Origin of the sequence: Paraburkholderia fynbosensis (assembly GCF_902859935.1) — a bacterium.
Taxonomy (GTDB): Bacteria; Pseudomonadota; Gammaproteobacteria; order Burkholderiales; family Burkholderiaceae; genus Paraburkholderia; species Paraburkholderia fynbosensis.
This window is the reverse complement of record NZ_CADIKI010000025.1, coordinates 124,734-144,331: the sequence shown is the minus strand read 5'-3', so window position 1 is coordinate 144,331 and position 19,598 is coordinate 124,734. Positions and strand designations below refer to the sequence as shown.

The 19,598-nt window shown below is 62.1% G+C and carries 19 protein-coding genes; 16 read left to right on the top strand and 3 right to left on the bottom strand.

Annotated features, from left to right (window positions below; all coding sequences use genetic code 11):
- The 3 genes from HV770_RS32155 to HV770_RS32145 all read right to left on the bottom strand — a co-directional run.
- Positions 1-252 (bottom strand): citrate/2-methylcitrate synthase (locus tag HV770_RS32155; RefSeq protein ID WP_281366246.1); only part of this gene is annotated, 252 nt, incomplete at its 3' end.
- A 52-nt stretch (positions 253-304) separates the two neighbouring features.
- A complete protein-coding gene (locus tag HV770_RS32150) occupies positions 305-1,321 on the bottom strand; it encodes an HpcH/HpaI aldolase/citrate lyase family protein (RefSeq protein ID WP_175165526.1) in 1,017 nt (338 codons plus the stop codon).
- Between the two features lie 180 nt (positions 1,322-1,501).
- On the bottom strand, positions 1,502-2,485 hold the full coding sequence (locus HV770_RS32145; protein WP_075304867.1) for a malate dehydrogenase: 984 nt from the start codon (positions 2,483-2,485) through the stop codon (positions 1,502-1,504).
- A 582-nt stretch (positions 2,486-3,067) separates the two neighbouring features.
- On the opposite strand from HV770_RS32145, the gene HV770_RS32140 reads away from it, so the two are divergent.
- The 16 genes from HV770_RS32140 to trpB all read left to right on the top strand — a co-directional run bounded on the left by HV770_RS32140 (position 3,068) and on the right by trpB (position 19,594).
- Positions 3,068-3,868: a GntR family transcriptional regulator gene (locus HV770_RS32140; RefSeq protein ID WP_175165525.1), complete on the top strand. Its 801-nt coding sequence runs from the start codon at positions 3,068-3,070 to the stop codon at positions 3,866-3,868.
- A 156-nt stretch (positions 3,869-4,024) separates the two neighbouring features.
- The gene (sdhC, locus tag HV770_RS32135; protein WP_121320171.1) at positions 4,025-4,441 is read left to right on the top strand and encodes a succinate dehydrogenase, cytochrome b556 subunit; all 417 of its coding nucleotides are present in this window, start codon (positions 4,025-4,027) and stop codon (positions 4,439-4,441) included.
- Positions 4,442-4,444: 3 nt separating this feature from the next.
- Positions 4,445-4,813 (top strand): succinate dehydrogenase, hydrophobic membrane anchor protein, encoded by a 369-nt coding sequence (sdhD, locus tag HV770_RS32130; RefSeq protein ID WP_121320173.1) that lies wholly within the window; start codon positions 4,445-4,447, stop codon positions 4,811-4,813.
- Between the two features lie 4 nt (positions 4,814-4,817).
- Positions 4,818-6,593, top strand: a complete 1,776-nt coding sequence (sdhA, locus tag HV770_RS32125; protein ID WP_175165524.1) for a succinate dehydrogenase flavoprotein subunit — start codon at positions 4,818-4,820, stop codon at positions 6,591-6,593.
- A 24-nt stretch (positions 6,594-6,617) separates the two neighbouring features.
- Positions 6,618-7,322: a succinate dehydrogenase iron-sulfur subunit gene (locus HV770_RS32120; RefSeq protein WP_054034792.1), complete on the top strand. Its 705-nt coding sequence runs from the start codon at positions 6,618-6,620 to the stop codon at positions 7,320-7,322.
- 1 nt (position 7,323) lies between these two features.
- A complete protein-coding gene (locus HV770_RS32115; RefSeq protein WP_175165523.1) occupies positions 7,324-7,596 on the top strand; it encodes an FAD assembly factor SdhE in 273 nt (90 codons plus the stop codon).
- 82 nt (positions 7,597-7,678) lie between these two features.
- Complete coding sequence (gene gltA, locus HV770_RS32110; protein WP_175165522.1) at positions 7,679-8,980, top strand: citrate synthase; 1,302 nt, start codon at positions 7,679-7,681, stop codon at positions 8,978-8,980.
- A 264-nt stretch (positions 8,981-9,244) separates the two neighbouring features.
- Positions 9,245-10,654 (top strand): 3-isopropylmalate dehydratase large subunit, encoded by a 1,410-nt coding sequence (gene leuC / locus HV770_RS32105; protein WP_175165521.1) that lies wholly within the window; start codon positions 9,245-9,247, stop codon positions 10,652-10,654.
- A gap of 5 nt (positions 10,655-10,659) precedes the next feature.
- Positions 10,660-10,818, top strand: a complete 159-nt coding sequence (locus HV770_RS32100; RefSeq protein ID WP_121320181.1) for an entericidin A/B family lipoprotein — start codon at positions 10,660-10,662, stop codon at positions 10,816-10,818.
- Positions 10,819-10,904: 86 nt separating this feature from the next.
- Positions 10,905-11,558 carry a 3-isopropylmalate dehydratase small subunit gene (leuD, locus tag HV770_RS32095; RefSeq protein ID WP_175165520.1) on the top strand — a complete coding sequence of 218 codons (654 nt, stop codon included), beginning with the start codon at positions 10,905-10,907 and terminating at the stop codon, positions 11,556-11,558.
- Positions 11,559-11,640: 82 nt separating this feature from the next.
- Complete coding sequence (gene leuB, locus HV770_RS32090; RefSeq protein ID WP_029971412.1) at positions 11,641-12,708, top strand: 3-isopropylmalate dehydrogenase; 1,068 nt, start codon at positions 11,641-11,643, stop codon at positions 12,706-12,708.
- Positions 12,709-13,055: 347 nt separating this feature from the next.
- Positions 13,056-14,177 (top strand): aspartate-semialdehyde dehydrogenase, encoded by a 1,122-nt coding sequence (gene asd / locus HV770_RS32085; RefSeq protein ID WP_175165519.1) that lies wholly within the window; start codon positions 13,056-13,058, stop codon positions 14,175-14,177.
- A gap of 139 nt (positions 14,178-14,316) precedes the next feature.
- The gene (locus HV770_RS32080; RefSeq protein ID WP_175165518.1) at positions 14,317-16,809 is read left to right on the top strand and encodes a motility hub landmark protein FimV; all 2,493 of its coding nucleotides are present in this window, start codon (positions 14,317-14,319) and stop codon (positions 16,807-16,809) included.
- A complete protein-coding gene (gene truA, locus HV770_RS32075) occupies positions 16,806-17,618 on the top strand; it encodes a tRNA pseudouridine(38-40) synthase TruA (protein ID WP_175165517.1) in 813 nt (270 codons plus the stop codon). The genes HV770_RS32080 and truA overlap by 4 nt, the downstream gene beginning before the upstream one ends.
- Positions 17,594-18,340: a phosphoribosylanthranilate isomerase gene (locus HV770_RS32070; protein WP_246291391.1), complete on the top strand. Its 747-nt coding sequence runs from the start codon at positions 17,594-17,596 to the stop codon at positions 18,338-18,340. Before truA ends, HV770_RS32070 begins: the two co-directional genes overlap by 25 nt.
- Positions 18,341-18,400: 60 nt before the next feature.
- A complete protein-coding gene (trpB, locus tag HV770_RS32065; protein ID WP_175165516.1) occupies positions 18,401-19,594 on the top strand; it encodes a tryptophan synthase subunit beta in 1,194 nt (397 codons plus the stop codon).
- The last annotated feature ends 4 nt before the right edge of the window (positions 19,595-19,598 follow it).

Here is a 19,598-nt window from a genome sequence, read left to right as displayed (position 1 = left end):
GGCAGTCAGTTCGGCCTGGGTCGGCAGCTTTTCGTGGACCAGCAGATAGGCGATCTCTTCGAATTCGCACGCGCTCGCGATGTCGAGAATGTCGTAGCCGCGATAATGCAGATCGTTGCCGGTCTTGCCGACGGTGCACAGCGCCGTGTTACCCGCGGTCACGCCGGACAGCGCCACGGATTTCTTTGGTTTGAAGCCGCTTTGGGGTTCGTTGCTGCCTTGTGCACCAGCGGCTTGCGTCGTCTCGCTCATCTCCCGCGTTCTCCTGTTTGCCTGCTCGTAGCTGCTGCCTGAACCTTGCCACTCACGGTGTGGACTGTCCGTTAGCGCCCACTTCCGCGAACAGCGGCGCCGTGTCCTGCGGCACGGCGCGGCCCGTGGATTGCGCGCGGCGCAGCACCGACCAGTAATAGCGGTAGCTCGCGCGGTCGTGCAGCGTGTCGTGATGGCGCGTCGGGCCCCACTGCGCGGACTGCGCGGCCAGCAGGATCTCGGTAGCTGTGGCGATCTCCTCGTCGCGCGGCGCAAACGCGGCGACGATCGCCTCGATCTGCGCCGGGTGGATGCTCCACATCCGCGTGTAGCCGAACTCGTTGCGGGCCCGTGCGGCGTCGTTGGCGACCACGCTCATGTCGCGCACTTCCGTGCTGACATTGTGCGACGGCACTTTGCCATGCGCATGGCAGGCGGCCGAGATTTCCAGCTTCGCGCGGCGCACCAGCGGATGATCGAACTGGCCCGGCGAGCGCATGGCGGTGTCGGGAATTGCGCCGTCGTGTGCGGAGACGAAATCCATCAGGCCAAAGCTCAGGGCTTCGACGCCCGGCAACGCGGCCAGATCGAACACGCGGGTGAGCGCGCCGTGGGTTTCGACCAGCAGTTGCACCGGTACCGGCTGCGCGATGCCGAGCTCGCGCCGCGTTGCCTCGATGAACGCGACCATTTCGGCGGCATCGGGCACGCTGCGGATTTTCGGCAGGGTGATGTAAGCGGGTGCTCGCTTCGCGGCGCGGAGGATGAGGCGGACGTCGTCCCGCCAATGCGCGTGAGCGAAGTCGTGAATCCGCACGCCGACGCGGCCGAAGCGGTCATGTTCGCTACCCAGCAGCGACGCGACCAGCTCCGCGTGTTCCGCTTCGCGGCCGACTTGCGCGCCGTCTTCGCAATCGAGCGTGATATCGAACACCGGCCCCAGTTGCTGCTGCAACGCGAGCGATTTCCGCATCAGTTTTTCACTGCCGGCGTAGTGGTCGCAGGCAGGCAGCACGGCGGGCGGCACTTCGCCGTCAAACAGCACTTCGGCGGGTGTGAGGGCGCGCATCTTCGGCGTCAGGGCGTGGGTGGTGATTGGAGAAAATCCGATTCGGACGGGTTCTGCCCGACCACGGTGACGTGGTGGCAAAACGCGTTCGAATCAGCTGCGAAACGCTGCGTTCGCACGAAAAAAACCGGAACCCGCCGCGGTAACGCTTCGGAGTTCCGGTTCATCGGCACGGAGTGCTTAGCCGAGCAAATGCTGAACGCCTTCGCGCTCTTCCAGCAGCTCCTGCAGCGTGCCGTCCATCTTTTCACGCGAGAACGCGTCGATTTCCAGACCTTCCACGCGCTTGTACTCGCCGTTTTCGCACGTTACCGGCACACCGTAGATGATGTCTTCCGGAATGCCATACGAGCCATCCGACGGGATGCCCATCGTGACCCATTTGCCGTTCGTGCCGAGGACCCAGTCACGCACGTGGTCGATTGCAGCGTTAGCTGCCGACGCCGCCGACGACAGGCCGCGCGCTTCGATGATCGCCGCGCCGCGCTTGCCGACGGTCGGGATGAACGTGTTGCGGTTCCATTCTTCGTCGTTGATCAGCTTGGTCAGGTCCTGACCTTCAGCCGTTGCAACGCGGAAGTCCGGGTACATGGTCGGCGAGTGGTTGCCCCACACAGCCAGCTTTTCGATCGACGCGACCGGCTTGCCCGACTTGGCCGCCAGTTGCGACAGCGCACGGTTGTGGTCCAGACGCAGCATCGCGGTGAAGTTCTTCTTCGGCAGATCCGGCGCCGACTTCATAGCGATGTACGCGTTCGTGTTGGCCGGGTTGCCGACCACCAGCACCTTCACGTCGCGGCTCGCGACATCGTTCAGCGCTTTGCCCTGAACCGTGAAGATTTCGGCGTTGGCCGACAGCAGATCCTTACGCTCCATGCCCTTCGAGCGCGGACGTGCGCCGACCAGCAGGGCGACGTCTGCATCCTTGAATGCAACCTTCGGGTCGTCGGTGATCACGACGCCCGACAGCAGCGGGAATGCGCAATCATCCAGTTCCATCACGACGCCTTTGACGGCGCCTTGCGCTTGCGGCAGGTCGAGCAGCTGCAGGATGACCGGTTGATCCTTGCCGAGCAGGTCGCCATTGGCGATGCGGAACAGCAGGGAGTAAGCGATTTGACCTGCGGCGCCGGTGACGGCAACGCGCTTTGCGGGCTTAGCCATTGAGAAATCTCCAGGACGATGCGTTAGACGCTAGGGAAAACGCCATTCTATATGCGCGTTCAGCGAAGCGTTATGAAACACGGCGGAATTCACTGTTCGCGTGCGGCCTCTAGATCTGCCGAGACCGGGCGGCGTGCTGCGGCAAGACCGCCGTGCCGGAAACCTGTTCTACCGAGCTACGGGACGCTCTCCTCGGGCGCTTCGCGCCAGGCCCCCGGAAGGGCAGAAAAGCCTTGGGACGGCCCGGCATTTTCCTGAGAGAGCGGGACTGGAACAGCGAGGCGCCGGGTAGCCGCTGCACGGTGCGGGCTCCTGCAAACAGCGCGTTTCGGCAAGCGTCGGACCAACGGATGGCGGCGAATCGAAACCTGAACTGCGAGGGAACAGCATAGTGCAGAGTGGTGGCCGGCGCGTTGCGGCGCTGCCTGAAAACAGCCGCCGAAAATCCCGCAAACCCTTGCTCGACAAGGAGTGTAGGAGCCGTGAAGCACAAAGTCAACATTATCTTATGTCTTATATAAGACACATCTATTGCGGGGAAAACCCTAGACGCGCCCCAGCCCTTTATGATGAAATGCGCGGATGAATTCGAACCCGGCGAACACCACGAACCCGAACGGCCAAGGGGCCGCAGGCGAGGGTGTATCTGCTGCCGCTCCCGCTGCGTCGCCCACTTTCAGTCCCTTGTATCAGCAGATCAAGGGGTTGATTACGCAGAGCCTCGAAAGCGGTGAGTGGAAGCCCGGCGAGATCATTCCTAGTGAAGTCGAATTGGCGGCAAGATACAAGGTCAGCCAGGGAACGGTGCGCAAAGCGATTGACGAGCTTGCCGCCGACAATCTGCTGGTGCGCCGCCAGGGCAAGGGCACGTTTGTTGCAACGCACAACGAGGACCGCGCCCAGTTCCGCTTCCTGAGGCTATTGGCCGACGACGGCGCGGAACACCCGCACGTGAGCCGCCTGCTCGAGTGCCGACGCTTGCGGGCATCGGCGGAGATCGCCCGGCAGCTCGATCTGAAGCCGGCCGATCCGGTCGTGCTGATCAAGCGTTTGCTGCAGTTCGACGGGGAAGTCACCGTGCTCGACGAGATCTGGCTGCCCGGCGCCGTGTTCCGCGGGCTCACGCTCGAACGGCTGTCGGAATACAAGGGCCCCCTTTACGCGATGTTCGAGACGGAGTTCGGCACCCGCATGATCCGCGCGACGGAGAAGATCCGCGCGGTGGCGGCGGAGCCATCGGTGGCCGATCTGCTGCACGTGCCCGCGGGTTTTCCGCTGCTGTCGGTCGAGCGCGTCTCCTTTACGTACGGAGACCGGCCGGTCGAAGTCCGGCGAGGTTGGTATGTCACAACCGGGTATTACTATCAGAACGATCTGAGCTGAATCGGGCTGAATCCAGGCGCGGCGTCCCACACGCGCGCCTGTTTGACGGCGCTTTATCGCGCGTGCTGTAACGGACCTGTCGTGGTTTTCGCTGCAGCGCGATATAAAAAGGCGCTAAAATTGCGGATTAGTGTGACTACATAGTAGGGGTCTAGCATGGCTGAAGCGGTAAAAAAACCGAGGCCGGAATTCCGGAACATCGGTATTGGGCAAATATTGACGGCATACCGTCTCCCGCTAGCGGGACGTGTGTCGATTCTGCACCGTGTGAGCGGTGGTCTGCTGTTTGTTTTTCTTCCGTTCCTGCTGTACCTCTTTGATCAGAGCCTGACTTCCGAATTGAGTTTCGAAGTCTTCAAAGGTTTCCTCTCCAACATCATCGTCAAGCTCATCACGCTGGTTCTCGCGTGGGCTTTCCTGTTTCACTTCTGCGCCGGCGTTCGCCACCTCGTGATGGACACCAACCACAATGCGGTGACGAAGGAAAAAGGCAAGTCGACCTCTATCGTGGTCCTCGTTGTATCGTCGCTGCTCACCATTGCATTCGCGGCAAAACTGTTCGGAGCATTCTAAAAAATGTCAGCTAATAACCGAATCGGTTCGAAGCGTCTCGTCGTCGGCGCGCATTACGGCCTGCGCGACTGGCTCGCGCAGCGCATCACCGCCGCCGTGATGGCGATCTACACGGTGATCCTGCTCGTGTGGTTCTTCGCAGGTCGCAACTTCTCGTATGACGGCTGGGCGTCGATCTTCGCGACGCAATGGATGAAGCTCGCCACGTTCGTCACGCTGCTGTCGCTGTTCTATCACGCGTGGGTTGGTATCCGCGACATCTGGATGGACTACGTGAAGCCCGTTGGCGTGCGCCTGACGCTTCAGGCGCTGACGATCGTCTGGCTGCTCGCATGTGCGGGCTACGCTGCGCAGATTCTCTGGAGAGTGTAAAAGAATGGCTGCAATCAAGAATTCTCTGCCGCGTCGCAAGTTTGACGTGGTCATCGTCGGCGCAGGCGGCTCGGGGATGCGCGCTTCGCTGCAACTCGCGCGCGCCGGTCTGTCGGTCTGCGTGTTGTCCAAGGTGTTCCCGACGCGTTCGCACACGGTCGCCGCTCAAGGCGGCATCGGCGCTTCGCTGGGCAACATGAGCGAAGACAACTGGCACTATCACTTCTACGACACGATCAAGGGCTCCGACTGGCTCGGCGACCAGGACGCGATCGAGTTCATGTGCCGCGAAGCACCGAACGCAGTCTACGAACTCGAACACTTCGGCATGCCGTTCGACCGTAACGCCGACGGCACGATCTATCAGCGCCCGTTCGGCGGCCACACCGCGAACTACGGCGAAAAGCCGGTGCAACGCGCTTGCGCGGCGGCTGACCGTACCGGTCACGCATTGCTGCACACGCTGTATCAGCAGAACGTCGCGGCCAAGACGCAATTCTTCGTCGAATGGATGGCGCTGGACCTGATCCGCGACGCCGACGGCGACGTGCTCGGCGTGACCGCGCTGGAAATGGAAACCGGCGACGTCTACATCCTCGAAGGCAAGACCACGCTGTTCGCCACGGGCGGCGCGGGCCGGATCTTCGCGGCATCCACGAATGCGTTCATCAACACCGGTGACGGCCTGGGCATGGCCGCGCGTTCGGGCATCGCACTGCAAGACATGGAGTTCTGGCAATTCCATCCGACCGGCGTGGCCGGCGCGGGCGTGTTGATTACCGAAGGTGTGCGTGGCGAAGGCGGCATTCTGCGCAATTCGAACGGCGAGCGTTTCATGGAACGCTACGCGCCTACCTTGAAGGATCTGGCGCCGCGCGACTTCGTTTCGCGTTCGATGGACCAGGAAATCAAGGAAGGCCGCGGCGTGGGTCCGAACAAGGATCACGTGCTGCTCGACCTGTCGCACATCGGCGCCGAGACGATCATGAAGCGTCTGCCGTCGATCCGCGAAATCGCGATGAAGTTCGCGAACGTCGATTGCATTAAAGAGCCGATTCCGGTTGTGCCGACCATCCACTATCAGATGGGCGGCATCCCGACGAACATCAACGGTCAGGTCGTCGGTACGGCGAAGGGCCATGAAGAAATCGTCAACGGTTTCTACGCTGTGGGCGAATGCTCGTGCGTGTCGGTGCACGGTGCGAACCGTCTGGGCACGAACTCGCTGCTCGACCTCGTGGTGTTCGGCCGCGCGGCCGGCAACCACATCGTCAAGCACGTGAACGACATGAAGGAGCACAAGCCCCTGCCGGCCGACGCTGCCGACTTCGCGCTGTCGCGTCTGGACAAGCTCGACCGGTCGTCGTCGGGCGAGTACGCGCAAGCGGTCGCGAACGACATCCGCGGCACGATGCAGGCGCACGCCGGCGTGTTCCGTACGTCGGCGCTGCTGGCTGAAGGCGTCGAGCGCATCCGCGAAGTGGCTGAACGTGTCGACAACATCCATCTGAAGGACAAGTCGAAGGTGTTCAACACGGCCCGCATCGAAGCGCTGGAAGTGGCGAACCTGATCGAAGTGGCACGCGCCACGATGGTCTCCGCCGAAGCGCGCAAGGAAAGCCGTGGCGCGCACGCGCAGAACGACTTCGAACATCGTGACGACGAAAACTGGCTGCGCCATACGCTGTGGTTCAGCGAAGGCGATCGCCTCGACTACAAGCCGGTTCATATGCAACCGCTGACCGTCGAATCGGTGCCGCCGAAAGCGCGTACCTTCTAAGGCACAAGTCAAAGGAATTCAGAAATGGCAAAGCGTACATTTGAAATTTACCGCTACGACCCGGACAAGGACGCAGCGCCGCGCATGCAAACGTACGAGATCGAAATCGACTCGCACGAACGCATGCTGCTCGATGCACTGCTCAAGCTGAAAGCAATGGACGAGACGTTGTCGTTCCGCCGTTCGTGCCGCGAGGGCGTGTGCGGTTCGGACGCGATGAACATCAACGGCAAGAACGGTCTCGCCTGCCTGCAGAACATGAACGACCTGCCGCAAAAGATCGTGCTGCGTCCGCTGCCGGGCCTGCCGGTCGTGCGCGACCTGATCTGCGATTTCACGCAGTTCTTCAACCAGTATCACTCGATCAAGCCGTACCTGATCAACGATACGCCGCCGCCGGAAAAGGAACGTCTGCAGTCGCCGGAAGAACGCGACGAGCTCGACGGCCTCTACGAATGTATTCTGTGCGCTAGCTGCTCGACCTCGTGCCCGAGCTTCTGGTGGAATCCGGACAAGTTCGTCGGCCCGGCCGGTCTGTTGCAAGCCTATCGTTTCATTGCGGACAGCCGTGACGAAGCGACGGGTGAACGCCTCGACAACCTGGAAGATCCGTACCGTCTGTTCCGTTGCCATACCATCATGAATTGCGTCGACGTTTGCCCGAAGGGCCTGAACCCGACCAAGGCGATTGGCAAGATCAAGGAATTGATGGTTCGCCGCGCTGTCTGAGATGGACGAAACATCGCATCAGTCCGACCCTCTCCGCCGCGCGCGCCTTCGCTGGCGCGCGCGGCGGGGCCTGCTGGAAAACGATCTGATCTTCGAACGTTTTTTCGGCCGATACGAGCATGACCTCAGCGATGCCGACGTGGGCGCTCTCACGCGTCTGCTCGAACTGAGCGATAACGACCTGATGGACTTGCTGCTCGTGCGCAAGGAACCGGAAGGCGAGCTTGCCGACCCGGATGTGATCCGGGTGCTGGATCTGCTGCGCAACGCTTGAGTGCCGCCAGTGCGCGGCGAGTCCGTTGTCCAGGCGTGCGATTATCGAAACCCTGTATCCATACTTCGATTGAGGATGTGCTATGACCCCGTCAGATGTTAAAGCCACGCTATCGTTCAGCGACAATTCGCCGAGCGTTGAAATGCCGATTTACAAGGGCACGCTAGGTCCGGACGTAATCGACATTCGCAAACTGTACGGCCAGACCGGCAAGTTCACGTACGACCCGGGCTTCATGTCGACGGCGGCGTGCAATTCGGCGATCACCTACATCGACGGCGACAAGGGCGAGTTGCTGTACCGCGGCTACCCGATCGACAACCTCGCGGAAAACGCCGACTTCCTCGAAAGCTGCTATCTGCTGCTCAAGGGCGAACTGCCGAACGCGCAGCAGAAGGCCGAATTCGTGAAGACGGTCACGAACCACACAATGGTGCATGAGCAGATGCACTTCTTCTTCCGTGGTTTCCGTCGCGACGCGCACCCGATGGCGATTCTGGTCGCCGCAGTCGGCGCATTGTCGGCGTTCTATCACGACTCGCTCGACATCAACAATCCGCGTCACCGTGAAGTGTCGGCGATCCGCATGATCGCAAAGCTGCCGACTCTCGTCGCGATGGCGTACAAGTACAGCATCGGCCAGCCGTTTGCGTACCCGAAGAACAACCTGTCGTACAGCGCGAACTTCATGCACATGATGTTCTCGAACCCGTGCGAAGACTACCAGGTCAACGACGTGCTGGTGCGCGCGCTCGACCGTATCCTGATCCTGCACGCGGACCACGAGCAGAACGCGTCGACCTCGACCGTGCGTCTCGCCGGTTCGTCGGGTGCGAATCCGTTCGCGTGTATCGCGGCGGGCATCGCGTGTCTGTGGGGCCCGGCGCACGGCGGCGCGAACGAAGCCGCGCTGAACATGCTGGAAGAAATCGGCTCGGTCGACAACATTCCTGAGTTCATCAAGCAGGTGAAGGACAAGAACTCGGGCGTGAAGCTGATGGGCTTCGGTCACCGCGTCTACAAGAACTACGACCCGCGTGCGAAGCTGATGCGCGAAACCTGCCACGAAGTGCTGGAAGAACTGGGCCTGCACGACGACCCGCTGTTCAAGCTCGCCATGGCACTGGAAAAGATCGCTCTGGAAGACGAATACTTCGTGTCGCGCAAGCTGTACCCGAACGTCGACTTCTACTCGGGCATCGTGCAACGCGCGCTGGGCATCCCGACGTCGATGTTCACGTGTATCTTCGCGATGGCGCGTACGGTCGGCTGGATTGCGCAGTGGAACGAAATGATCGCTGATCCGGAACAGAAGATTGGCCGTCCGCGTCAGCTGTTCATCGGCGACACGCAACGTGAAGCGAAGCCGATCGCGCAACGTTGACCGGTTTTGAATCTGCCTGGCTCGTAACGTTTGATTGATTGGTTACGAGTGAGCGCGGAGTCTGCTGAAGGAAAAAACGCCCCAACGGGTTCGCCGTTGGGGCGTTTTGTTTTTGAGCCGGGTAACGTGGATACAGGTATCGGAACTACCACCCAACTCACTGTTTTTTATCGGTTTTTCCGCTGATTGAACGGCCCACGGCGGGCGCTGCGTGGCATAATCGACTGACACGGTCAGCCCGCAGTCATTACTACCACGCATACCATGGCACAGACTCTCTACGACAAATTGTGGAACACGCACGTGATCCACACGGAAGAAGACGGCACGACGATCCTTTATATCGACCGTCATCTGCTGCACGAAGTGACCAGCCCGCAGGCGTTCGAGGGCCTGAAGCTGGCTGAACGTCCGGTGTGGCGCATCAGCGCGAACCTGGCGGTTTCGGACCACAACGTGCCGACCACGGACCGCAGCCACGGCATCGCCGACCCGGTCTCCAGGCTGCAAGTCGACACGCTCGATGCGAATTGCGACGCCTATGGCATCACGCAGTTCAAGATGAACGACATGCGTCAGGGCATCGTGCACATCATCGGGCCGGAGCAGGGCGCTACGCTGCCGGGCATGACGATCGTCTGCGGCGACTCGCACACGTCCACGCACGGCGCGTTCGGCGCGCTGGCGCATGGCATCGGCACGTCGGAAGTGGAGCACGTGCTGGCCACGCAAACGCTCTTGCAGAAAAAGAGCAAGAACATGCTGGTGAAGGTCGACGGCCCGCTGCCGCGTGGCTGCACCGCGAAAGACATCGTGCTGGCGATCATCGGCAAGATCGGCACGGCGGGCGGCACCGGCTACGCGATCGAATTTGGCGGTTCGACGATTCGCGCGCTGTCGATGGAAGGCCGCATGACGGTCTGCAACATGGCGATCGAAGCGGGCGCACGCGCCGGCATGGTTGCGGTCGACGACACCACCATCGACTACCTGAAAGGCCGTCCGTTCTCGCCGGAAGGCGTCGAGTGGGATCACGCGGTCGAGTACTGGAAGCAGTTCAAGTCCGACGACGGCGCGCATTTCGATCGCGTGGTCGAACTGAACGCTGCGGAAATCGTGCCGCAAGTCACGTGGGGCACGTCGCCGGAAATGGTCACCGCCGTGGACGGCCGCGTGCCAGACCCGGAACGCGAAAAGGACCCGGTCAAGCGCGATGCGATGGAACGCGCACTGAAGTACATGGCGCTCGAGCCGAACGCGCCGATCGAGTCGATCAAGCCGGATAAAATCTTCATCGGTTCGTGCACCAACGCGCGCATTGAAGACATTCGCGCCGCGGCTTACGTCGTGAAGAAACTGGGCCGCCGCGTCGCATCGAACATCCGTCTGGCCATGGTGGTGCCGGGTTCGGGGCTCGTGAAGGCGCAAGCGGAACGTGAAGGCCTCGACAAGGTATTTACCGATGCCGGTTTCGAATGGCGCGAGCCGGGCTGCTCGATGTGTCTCGCGATGAACGCCGACCGGCTGGATCCGGGCGAGCGTTGTGCATCCACGTCGAATCGTAATTTCGAAGGTCGTCAGGGCGCCGGTGGCCGCACCCACCTCGTGAGTCCCGCGATGGCAGCGGCTGCCGCGATCGAAGGGCATTTCGTCGATATTCGCAAGCTTGGATAAATCGCATGATGAAGAACATGAATCGCAGCACTCTATTGCGCCGCTTCGCACTCGGTACGCTGGCCGGGCTATTGCTCGGTCTGGCCGGTTGCAACACGGTGCACGGATTCGGCCAGGACATGTCTCACCTCGGCAATTCGATCAGCAATCACGCTGAGAAATAAGCGGTTTTTGAATTTTGCCGGTGATGCGGCGAGCGGCTTCCCGGCCGCCACCCGTATCGCCCGGTCTTGAAACAGGCGCAAGCGTCATGGATAAATTCATCGTACACACCGGCGTCGTGGCGCCGCTCGATCGCGAGAACGTCGACACGGACGCGATCATTCCGAAGCAATTCCTGAAGTCGATCAAGCGCACGGGTTTCGGTCCGAACGCATTCGACGAATGGCGTTATCTCGACCACGGCGAGCCGGGCCAGGACAACTCGAAGCGTCCGCTGAACCCGGATTTCGTGCTGAACCAGCCGCGTTATCAAGGCGCGTCGGTGCTGCTGGCACGCAAGAACTTTGGCTGCGGCAGCTCGCGTGAGCACGCGCCGTGGGCATTGCAGCAGTATGGCTTTCGCGCGCTGATCGCGCCGAGCTTCGCCGACATCTTCTACAACAACTGCTTCAAGAACGGCCTGCTGCCGATCGTGCTGACCGAACAGCAAGTCGATCATCTGTTCAACGAAACGTACGCATTCAACGGCTTCCAGCTGACCGTCGACCTCGAAGCGCAAGTCGTGCGCACGTCGGATGGCGGCGCGGAGTATCCGTTCGAGGTTGCGGGCTTTCGCAAATATTGCTTGCTGAACGGTTTCGACGACATCGGCCTCACGCTGCGTCACGCGGACAAGATTCGCGAGTTCGAAGCGGAGCGCATCGCGAAGCAGCCGTGGCTGAGCCACCGCATCGTCGGTTAATGCATAAGGTGCGCGAGGGGCTTCGCGGCCCGCGCGCTGAATCACGCTCGACAGTCTCGAAGAAAATCATCAAGGAATTCGCATGAAGATCGCAGTGTTGCCGGGCGACGGCATCGGTCCCGAAATCGTCAAGGAGGCCGTCAAGGTCCTGAACGTACTCGGCGAAAAGTTCGAACTCGAAGAAGCGCCGGTTGGCGGCGCGGGCTACGAAGCCAAGGGTCATCCGTTACCCGATTCGACGCTGGCGTTAGCGAAGGAAGCCGACGCGATCCTGTTCGGTGCCGTCGGCGACTGGAAGTACGACAAGCTCGAACGCGCGCTGCGTCCGGAACAGGCAATTCTGGGCCTGCGCAAGCACCTGCAGCTGTTCGCGAACTTCCGCCCGGCGATCTGCTATCCGCAACTGACCGGCGCGTCGTCGTTGAAGGAAGAGATCGTGTCGGGTCTCGATATCCTCATCGTGCGCGAACTGAACGGCGATATCTACTTTGGCGCGCCGCGCGGCGTGCGCGAAGCGCCGGACGGCCTGTTCGCCGGTGCGAAGGAAGGCTTCGACACGATGCGTTATTCGGAGCCGGAAGTGCGCCGCATTGCGCACGTCGCGTTTCAGGCGGCGCAAAAGCGCGGCAAGAAGCTGACCTCGGTCGATAAAGCCAACGTGCTCGAAACGTCGCAGTTCTGGAAGGACGTGATGATCGACGTGTCGAAGGAATACGCTGATGTCGAGCTGTCTCACATGTACGTCGACAACGCGGCGATGCAATTGGTGAAGGCGCCGAAGTCGTTCGACGTGATCGTCACCGGCAACATGTTCGGCGACATCCTCTCCGACGAAGCCGCCATGCTGACGGGTTCGATCGGTATGCTGCCGTCGGCGTCGCTCGACAAGAATAACAAGGGCTTGTACGAGCCGTCGCACGGCTCCGCACCGGATATCGCGGGCAAGGGCGTGGCCAATCCGTTGGCTACCATCCTGTCGGCGGCAATGATGCTGCGCTATTCGCTGAACAAGGCAGAGCAGGCAGACCGTATCGAAAACGCGGTGAAGAAGGTGCTCGAGCAGGGCTATCGCACCGGTGACATCCTCACGCCGGGTTGCAAGCAGGTCGGCACGGTCGCGATGGGCGACGCCGTCGTTGCAGCGCTGTAAAGTGCATGGGGCTCAGGCAGTAATCAGGTCGTCAAACGGCCTTTAAAACGCGAATCGGCCTTAAAACAGGCCGATTCGCGAGCAACACAACGGGCGACAGCGGCGAATGACGTCGCCAGATTTCGGTTTTCGTGTATATTGCAACAATGGCGCAGATCTCCCAAATCTCCTCGATTTCCAAACTGCACGGCACAACGGCCCGTGTGGTTGAGTTCGCCATTACCATTAAAACGATTACCCCGAAAACGATCACGAAACGCTGATCGTCCGTCGTGCCCGCTCATCTTCCCCGCGCGGTCACTGCGGGCAAAGATGCGGGGAAGTCTCAATTCGAAGGGTATGAAGTCATGAACGTAGGTCTCGTAGGTTGGCGCGGCATGGTCGGCAGCGTCCTGATGCAGCGTATGCAGCAGGAAGGCGATTTCGACTTGATCGAACCGGTGTTTTTCAGCACCAGCAACGCGGGCGGCAACGCGCCGTCGTTCGCCAAAAACGAGACCAAGCTCAAAGATGCGACAAGCATCGAAGACCTGAAGAAGTGCGAAGCGATCATCTCCTGCCAGGGCGGTGACTACACGAACGAAGTGTTCCCGAAGCTGCGCGCGGCGGGCTGGAACGGCTACTGGATCGACGCGGCTTCGTCGCTGCGCATGAAGGACGACGCGGTCATCATTCTCGATCCGGTCAACCTCGACGTGATCAAGAACGCGCTGGTCAAGGGCCAGAAGAATTTCATCGGCGGCAACTGCACTGTCAGCCTGATGCTGATGGCGCTGGGCGGCCTGTTCCGCGAAAACCTCGTCGACTGGATGACGGCCATGACGTATCAGGCCGCGTCGGGCGCGGGCGCGCAAAACATGCGCGAACTGCTGCAGCAAATGGGCACGCTGTATGGCGCGGCCAAGGAAGACCTGGCTGATCCGTCGTCGGCGATTCTCGACATCGACCGTCGTGTGCTGAGCGCAATGAACAGCGATCGCATGCCGACCGACAACTTCGGCGTGCCGCTCGCCGGCTCGCTGATTCCGTGGATCGACAAGGATCTTGGCAACGGCATGTCGAAGGAAGAGTGGAAGGGCGGCGCCGAAACGAACAAGATTCTCGGCAAGCCGGCCATGGGCACGCCGGGTTCGATCCCGGTCGACGGTTTGTGCGTGCGGATCGGCGCAATGCGCTGCCACTCGCAGGCGCTGACCATCAAGCTGAAGAAGGACGTGCCGCTGGACGAAGTGAACAGCATCCTCGCGTCGGGCAACGACTGGGTCAAGGTCGTGCCGAACGAACGCGAAGCGTCGATGCGTGATCTGTCCCCGGCGGTGGTGACGGGCACGCTGACGGTGCCGGTCGGCCGGGTACGCAAGCTCGCGATGGGCGGCGAATATCTGTCGGCCTTCACGGTCGGCGACCAGCTGCTGTGGGGTGCGGCCGAACCGCTGCGTCGCATGCTTCGCATTGTGCTCGACAAGTAAAGTAAACTACGCGGTCACGACGCGTAGAAAACTCAAGAAGCGTCGCGCTTGCGCGGCGCTTTTTTCATTGTGTGCTCCGATTATCTTGTCTCCTTCCAACCGCAAAAAAGGGCTGTGCGCTGACGCGCCAGGAGTCCCGATGAACCTTCGATTCTCGTCCATTCGGGCTATGTTCAGCCATCAGGATAAAGGCCGTTTGTCGAGCCGTCCGGCGGCCGCTGCTGCTTTGGCTTTTGTGCTGACCGGCGTGGGCGCGGGCAGTGCAGTTGCCGCGCCAGGCGATGCGGCGAGCGCGCCGGACGCCGCGTCGGTTTCGTATGCGGCCGGTGGTCAATACACGGTGCGGCCAGGGCAGTCGTTGAACGACGTGGCCATCGCCGTCACGCAGTCGCACGACCGGGCAACGCTCGTGCGCGCATCGCGCGCGTTGTTCGATGCGAATCCGAGTGCGTTCATGGCGCATGACCCGAGCCGGATGCGCGTGGGAGCGGTGTTGACCGTGCCGGCGCTGGACGCGTCCGGGGCTTTGGCGGCGTCGTCGGCGGGGACTCAATGGGCTGTGGGTGCTTCGGCGCCGAATGCGGCGGTTGGTGCGAGCGGTGCCGCGCAGGTCGATGCGACGGCTGCAAGCGCGACGGGTGCAAGTGCTGGGGCACATGCTTCGGCGTCGGCTGCGCCTGCGGTCGCGGGGACGGCCAGTGCAGTGGCGCAGGCAAGCTCGCCCGCGTCGAGCAGCGCGGCTGTGAGCGGTGCTAATACATCGGCGCCGGCAGTTGCGGGCTCGCAGGTGGCTGCAGCGCCGGCGAGCGACGCGCATGAGTGGTCTGGATCGATTCAGCCGCCAGCGAGTGCGCCAACCGAAAGCGCCCCGACGCCGGCTACCGGGATAGCTCCGGCGCCCGGCGCCGCGCAATCGGCGTCGCAACCGCGCGCGCAGGTTTCCAGCCTGCAGCAATTGCTTGCGCTGAAGAACCGCGTGCTGATGGAGCTGCAGAAGCATGGTATCGGCGGTGCGCCGGTCGCTACCAGCGGAACGGCGGCAGCGGGCGCTGCGAAGCCGGTTGCCGGAGCGTCGCCGGCCACATCGGCGGCATCCGATCATGGCGCTGCGGCGGTTGGTCCCGCGTCGAACGGTGGCGGGATGTCACAGAAGGAGTTGAGCATCGCGGCGGCGGTTGGCGCAGCACTGGTTGTGCTGCTGGCGGCGTTGCGCATGCGTCGGCGTAAGCGCGAAGGCGTGGCTTCGGCGGACGGCGAAGTGGCGATGTCGGCGCGAGCAAGCGACCCACAGGATGGCGATGCGGTTCGCGGGCAGCCCCGGAAGGGCGAAGTGTCGGGCGCGGACGATGGTGACGCTGCGCGGCAAGCTGCGGCATTGGCGGTAGCTGAACGTGCAGCAGCGGAACGTGCTGCGTCGGAACAGGCAGCAGTTGACAAGGCAGCAGCTGAACGTACGGCGACAGAACGCGCAGTAGCCGAACGCGCCGAATCAGAACGCGCGGCGGCAGAACGCGCAGCAGCAGCGGAACAACAAACAGCAGAACAAGCGGCAGCAGCAGAACAACAAGCAACGGCCGACCGAGCCGCAGCCGAACACAATCCCCTCATTCAAGAATCCATTACAAAACCCGCCGTACAAGACTCCCCGCCGTCAGAACCTGTCGGGCAAGAACAAACCGCATCGCCCACATCCTTCGATCTGTCACACCCGGCCACGGACACCCCTGCACGCGCCGGGACCGGCTTGACAGCCGAACCTCTGCCGCCCGCCGCGGCGCAGGAAAGCTCGGCCACTGCAACCACGGCAGCGAGCCTCGCCGCAGCCGCGGACCTCGGCGCCGAAGCCCTGCCGCTGACGTCACTGGAACCGGTCGACGATGAAGCCCTGCCTGCGGAGGAATCCGCGCACGGCCTGCAACCGAATGACGAGCCGGCTTCCGATACACCGGCCACACCGCAAGAACCGGTCACCGGGCCGCAGAATCATCTGAACGTTCCATCACCCGTGATCGATTTCACGCAACAACACATCGAGCCGCGCGCGACTTCGCCGTTCGGCCAGCCTTACCCCGACGTGTCGGCGGACGCATTGCCCGAGACAACGGCGCGCGCTCCCCAGCCCGCGCCCGCCGCGCCTACCGAATTCCCGCGCGAGGCCGTCAACGCGTTCAGCGGTCTCGACATGCCGCTGCCGCCGCGCATTGAAACACCCGCCGACAGCGTACAGAGCCCCGCGTCGCTGAGCACGCAGCCGGTCGCGTCGCCCGAGACGACTGCGCAGCAAGCCCTCGCGTCGGACGATCTGGACGACGCCCCGCATATCGCCGACGAAATCGCCGCCGGCACAGCAGGCCACGCGGCCGTCGCGGGCCTCGGCGCGGCCGGGTTCGGCGCGCTGAAGCTCGACTTCGACCTCGAACTGCCGCCGAGCCCGGCGCAGCCGTTGCCCGCATTCACGCAGGCCGATCTCGTCCGCATCGCCCGCAATAAGCTGGATCTGGCCTCCGAGTACATCGAACTTGGCGATCTGTCCGGCGCGCGTTCGCTCATCAACGAAGTGATCGAAGCGAACGATCCGGCTACGCGCACCGAGGCCCGCGCGCTGCTCTCGACGCTGGCGCCGTTGTCGTGAAGCGGATTGCATTAGGCGTCCAGTACGACGGCGCGGCATTCGGCGGTTGGCAGTCGCAACCGCACGGCAATACGGTGCAGAACGAACTCGAACGGGCATTGCGCGAATTCGCGCAGGTGCCCGTGCATACCGTCGTGGCGGGCCGCACGGATGCCGGTGTGCATGGCCTCGGGCAAGTCGTGCATTTCGACACCGAACTCGACCGTCTGGATATTTCGTGGGTTCGCGGCCCCAACTCGTTCCTGCCGAAGACCATCGGTGTGCAGTGGGCCAAGCAGATGCCCGACGAGTTTCATGCGCGGTTTTCAGCGTTCGAGCGGACCTATTACTACGTCCTTTACGTGAGCCCGGTGCGTTCGCCGATGCTCGCGACGCGAGCGGGCTGGGTGCATGTGCCCCTCGATGTCGACGCAATGCGGACCGGCGCGGCCCATCTGATCGGCGAGCACGACTTTTCGGCGTTCCGCTCGTCGCAATGCCAAGCGAAAACGCCGGTTAAGCATCTGTATCAGATCGACGTTCGACAGAACGGTAACTTCGTTCATTTCCGCTTTCGGGCGAATGCATTCCTGCACCACATGGTGCGCAACCTGATGGGTTGTCTGATCGAAATCGGCCGCCGCCGACGCGCGCCCGAATGGATGATCGAAGTGCTCGCTAGCCGCAGGCGCGATTGCGCCGCACCGACTTTCATGCCAGACGGCTTGTACCTGGCGCAAGTGAGCTATCCTGAGCGATTCGCCGTGCCCGCTCCGCAAACGGGCAGCGCGCCCTGGAGTACCGTATGGACCGAGCAACCGGAAACATGAAAGTCAGCGAAAATCTGCCGAACCCCGCCGACGCCAATGCAGGCGCCGTCGTGCAACAGCACAGCGTGCCGCATCGCACGCGCGTCAAACTGTGTGGGTTGTCGAAACCGGAGGACGTCGCCCAGGCGATCGACCTCGGCGCCGACGCCATCGGTCTCGTGTTCTACCCGCCAAGCCCGCGCTCAGTGAGCGTCGCACAGGCGGTCGAACTGGTGCACGATGTGCCGCCGTTCGTGTCCGTGGTCGGGCTGTTCGTCAACGCTACGCCGGATTGGGTTCGCGAAGTGGTGAGCAACGTCGGACTCACGTTGCTGCAGTTTCACGGCGATGAGACCGCGGAACAGTGCGAAGCGCTCGCCAGCGTTGCGGGTTTGCCTTGGTTGCGCGCGTTGCGTGTTGCGGCGGATACTCAGCCGGCCGATTTGGTAAAATCGGCTCTCAATTATTCAGCGGCCAGTGGTCTTCTATTCGACACCCATGTCGAGGGCTACGGCGGCGGCGGGAAGGTTTTCGATTGGTCACTTATTCCAGCAGAGCTCGGGCGTCGGGCCGTTTTGAGTGGTGGGTTGAACGCGCAAAACGTCAGTGATGCGATCCATCGCGTGCGCCCCTACGCAGTCGATGTCTCCAGCGGCATCGAGGTTGTGGGCGCCAAGGGCGTGAAAGATCACGCCCGGATGGCGGCATTCGTACGCGCGGTGCGCGCAGCGGATGCCGAATGATTCAGGCCAGCGGTTCTCTTATCCTGGGAGCCGCGCGCCACACTGAGAAGAGTGATCACCATGTATAACTTGCCTGACGAAAGAGGCCATTTCGGCCAATTTGGCGGTGTGTTCGTCGCCGAAACGCTGGTCCACGCACTCGATGAGCTGCGTGAAGCGTACGAGAAATTCCAGAAAGATCCCGACTTCGTCGCCGAATACGAGCGCGAATTGAAACACTTCGTCGGCCGACCGTCGCCGATTTATCACGCTCAGCGCTGGAGCGAACTGCTCGGCGGCGCGCAGGTCTTCCTCAAGCGCGAAGATCTGAATCACACCGGTGCGCATAAGATCAACAACGTGATCGGCCAAGCGTTGCTGGCCAAGCGAATGGGCAAACCACGCGTGATCGCGGAAACGGGTGCCGGCCAGCACGGCGTGGCCACCGCAACCATCGCGGCGCGCTTCGGCATGGAATGTGTCGTCTACATGGGCGCCGAAGACGTGCGCCGTCAGGCGGCCAACGTCTATCGCATGAAGCTGCTCGGCGCGAGCGTGGTGCCGGTCGAATCGGGCTCGCGCACGCTGAAAGACGCATTGAACGAAGCCATGCGCGATTGGGTGACGAACGTCGAAAGTACGTTCTACATTATCGGCACCGTGGCCGGGCCGCATCCATATCCGATGATGGTGCGCGACTTCCAGCGGGTCATCGGCGATGAATGCAAGGTGCAGATGCCGGAGCTAACCGGTCGGCAGCCGGATGCCGTAATTGCGTGCGTTGGCGGCGGTTCGAACGCCATGGGCATTTTTTACGCGTATATCGAAGATGCTTCGGTGCAATTGATCGGTGTCGAAGCCGCCGGAGACGGCCTCGACACTGGGCGTCACGCCGCGTCGCTGATCGGCGGTAGCCCGGGCGTTCTGCACGGCAACCGCACCTACCTGCTTCAGGACGAAAACGGCCAGATTATCGAGACGCATTCGGTGTCGGCGGGCTTGGACTATCCGGGCGTCGGTCCCGAGCATGCGTGGCTCAAAGACAGCAATCGCGCGCAATATGTTGGCATCACCGACGAAGAGGCGCTCAAGGCATTCCACGATTGCTGCCGCATCGAAGGCATTATTCCAGCGCTGGAATCCAGCCACGCGCTGGCGTATGCCGCCAAGCTCGCGCCGACTCTGCCGAAGGACAAGATCCTCCTGGTCAACCTGTCGGGGCGCGGCGACAAGGACATGCACACGGTCGCCGAGCGATCGGGCATTCAGTTCTGAGCGC

What these genes read in the sequence shown, in the direction of transcription:
- HV770_RS32150 (WP_175165526.1), bottom strand. Translation starts at nt 1,321, where the DNA reads ATGCGCGCCCTCACACCCGCCGAAGTGCTGTTTGACGGCGAAGTGCCG.
- HV770_RS32145 (WP_075304867.1), bottom strand. Translation starts at nt 2,485, where the DNA reads ATGGCTAAGCCCGCAAAGCGCGTTGCCGTCACCGGCGCCGCAGGTCAA.
- HV770_RS32140 (WP_175165525.1), top strand. Translation starts at nt 3,068, where the DNA reads ATGAATTCGAACCCGGCGAACACCACGAACCCGAACGGCCAAGGGGCC.
- sdhC (WP_121320171.1), top strand. Translation starts at nt 4,025, where the DNA reads ATGGCTGAAGCGGTAAAAAAACCGAGGCCGGAATTCCGGAACATCGGT.
- sdhD (WP_121320173.1), top strand. Translation starts at nt 4,445, where the DNA reads ATGTCAGCTAATAACCGAATCGGTTCGAAGCGTCTCGTCGTCGGCGCG.
- sdhA (WP_175165524.1), top strand. Translation starts at nt 4,818, where the DNA reads ATGGCTGCAATCAAGAATTCTCTGCCGCGTCGCAAGTTTGACGTGGTC.
- HV770_RS32120 (WP_054034792.1), top strand. Translation starts at nt 6,618, where the DNA reads ATGGCAAAGCGTACATTTGAAATTTACCGCTACGACCCGGACAAGGAC.
- HV770_RS32115 (WP_175165523.1), top strand. Translation starts at nt 7,324, where the DNA reads ATGGACGAAACATCGCATCAGTCCGACCCTCTCCGCCGCGCGCGCCTT.
- gltA (WP_175165522.1), top strand. Translation starts at nt 7,679, where the DNA reads ATGACCCCGTCAGATGTTAAAGCCACGCTATCGTTCAGCGACAATTCG.
- leuC (WP_175165521.1), top strand. Translation starts at nt 9,245, where the DNA reads ATGGCACAGACTCTCTACGACAAATTGTGGAACACGCACGTGATCCAC.
- HV770_RS32100 (WP_121320181.1), top strand. Translation starts at nt 10,660, where the DNA reads ATGATGAAGAACATGAATCGCAGCACTCTATTGCGCCGCTTCGCACTC.
- leuD (WP_175165520.1), top strand. Translation starts at nt 10,905, where the DNA reads ATGGATAAATTCATCGTACACACCGGCGTCGTGGCGCCGCTCGATCGC.
- leuB (WP_029971412.1), top strand. Translation starts at nt 11,641, where the DNA reads ATGAAGATCGCAGTGTTGCCGGGCGACGGCATCGGTCCCGAAATCGTC.
- asd (WP_175165519.1), top strand. Translation starts at nt 13,056, where the DNA reads ATGAACGTAGGTCTCGTAGGTTGGCGCGGCATGGTCGGCAGCGTCCTG.
- HV770_RS32080 (WP_175165518.1), top strand. Translation starts at nt 14,317, where the DNA reads ATGAACCTTCGATTCTCGTCCATTCGGGCTATGTTCAGCCATCAGGAT.
- HV770_RS32070 (WP_246291391.1), top strand. Translation starts at nt 17,594, where the DNA reads ATGGACCGAGCAACCGGAAACATGAAAGTCAGCGAAAATCTGCCGAAC.
- trpB (WP_175165516.1), top strand. Translation starts at nt 18,401, where the DNA reads ATGTATAACTTGCCTGACGAAAGAGGCCATTTCGGCCAATTTGGCGGT.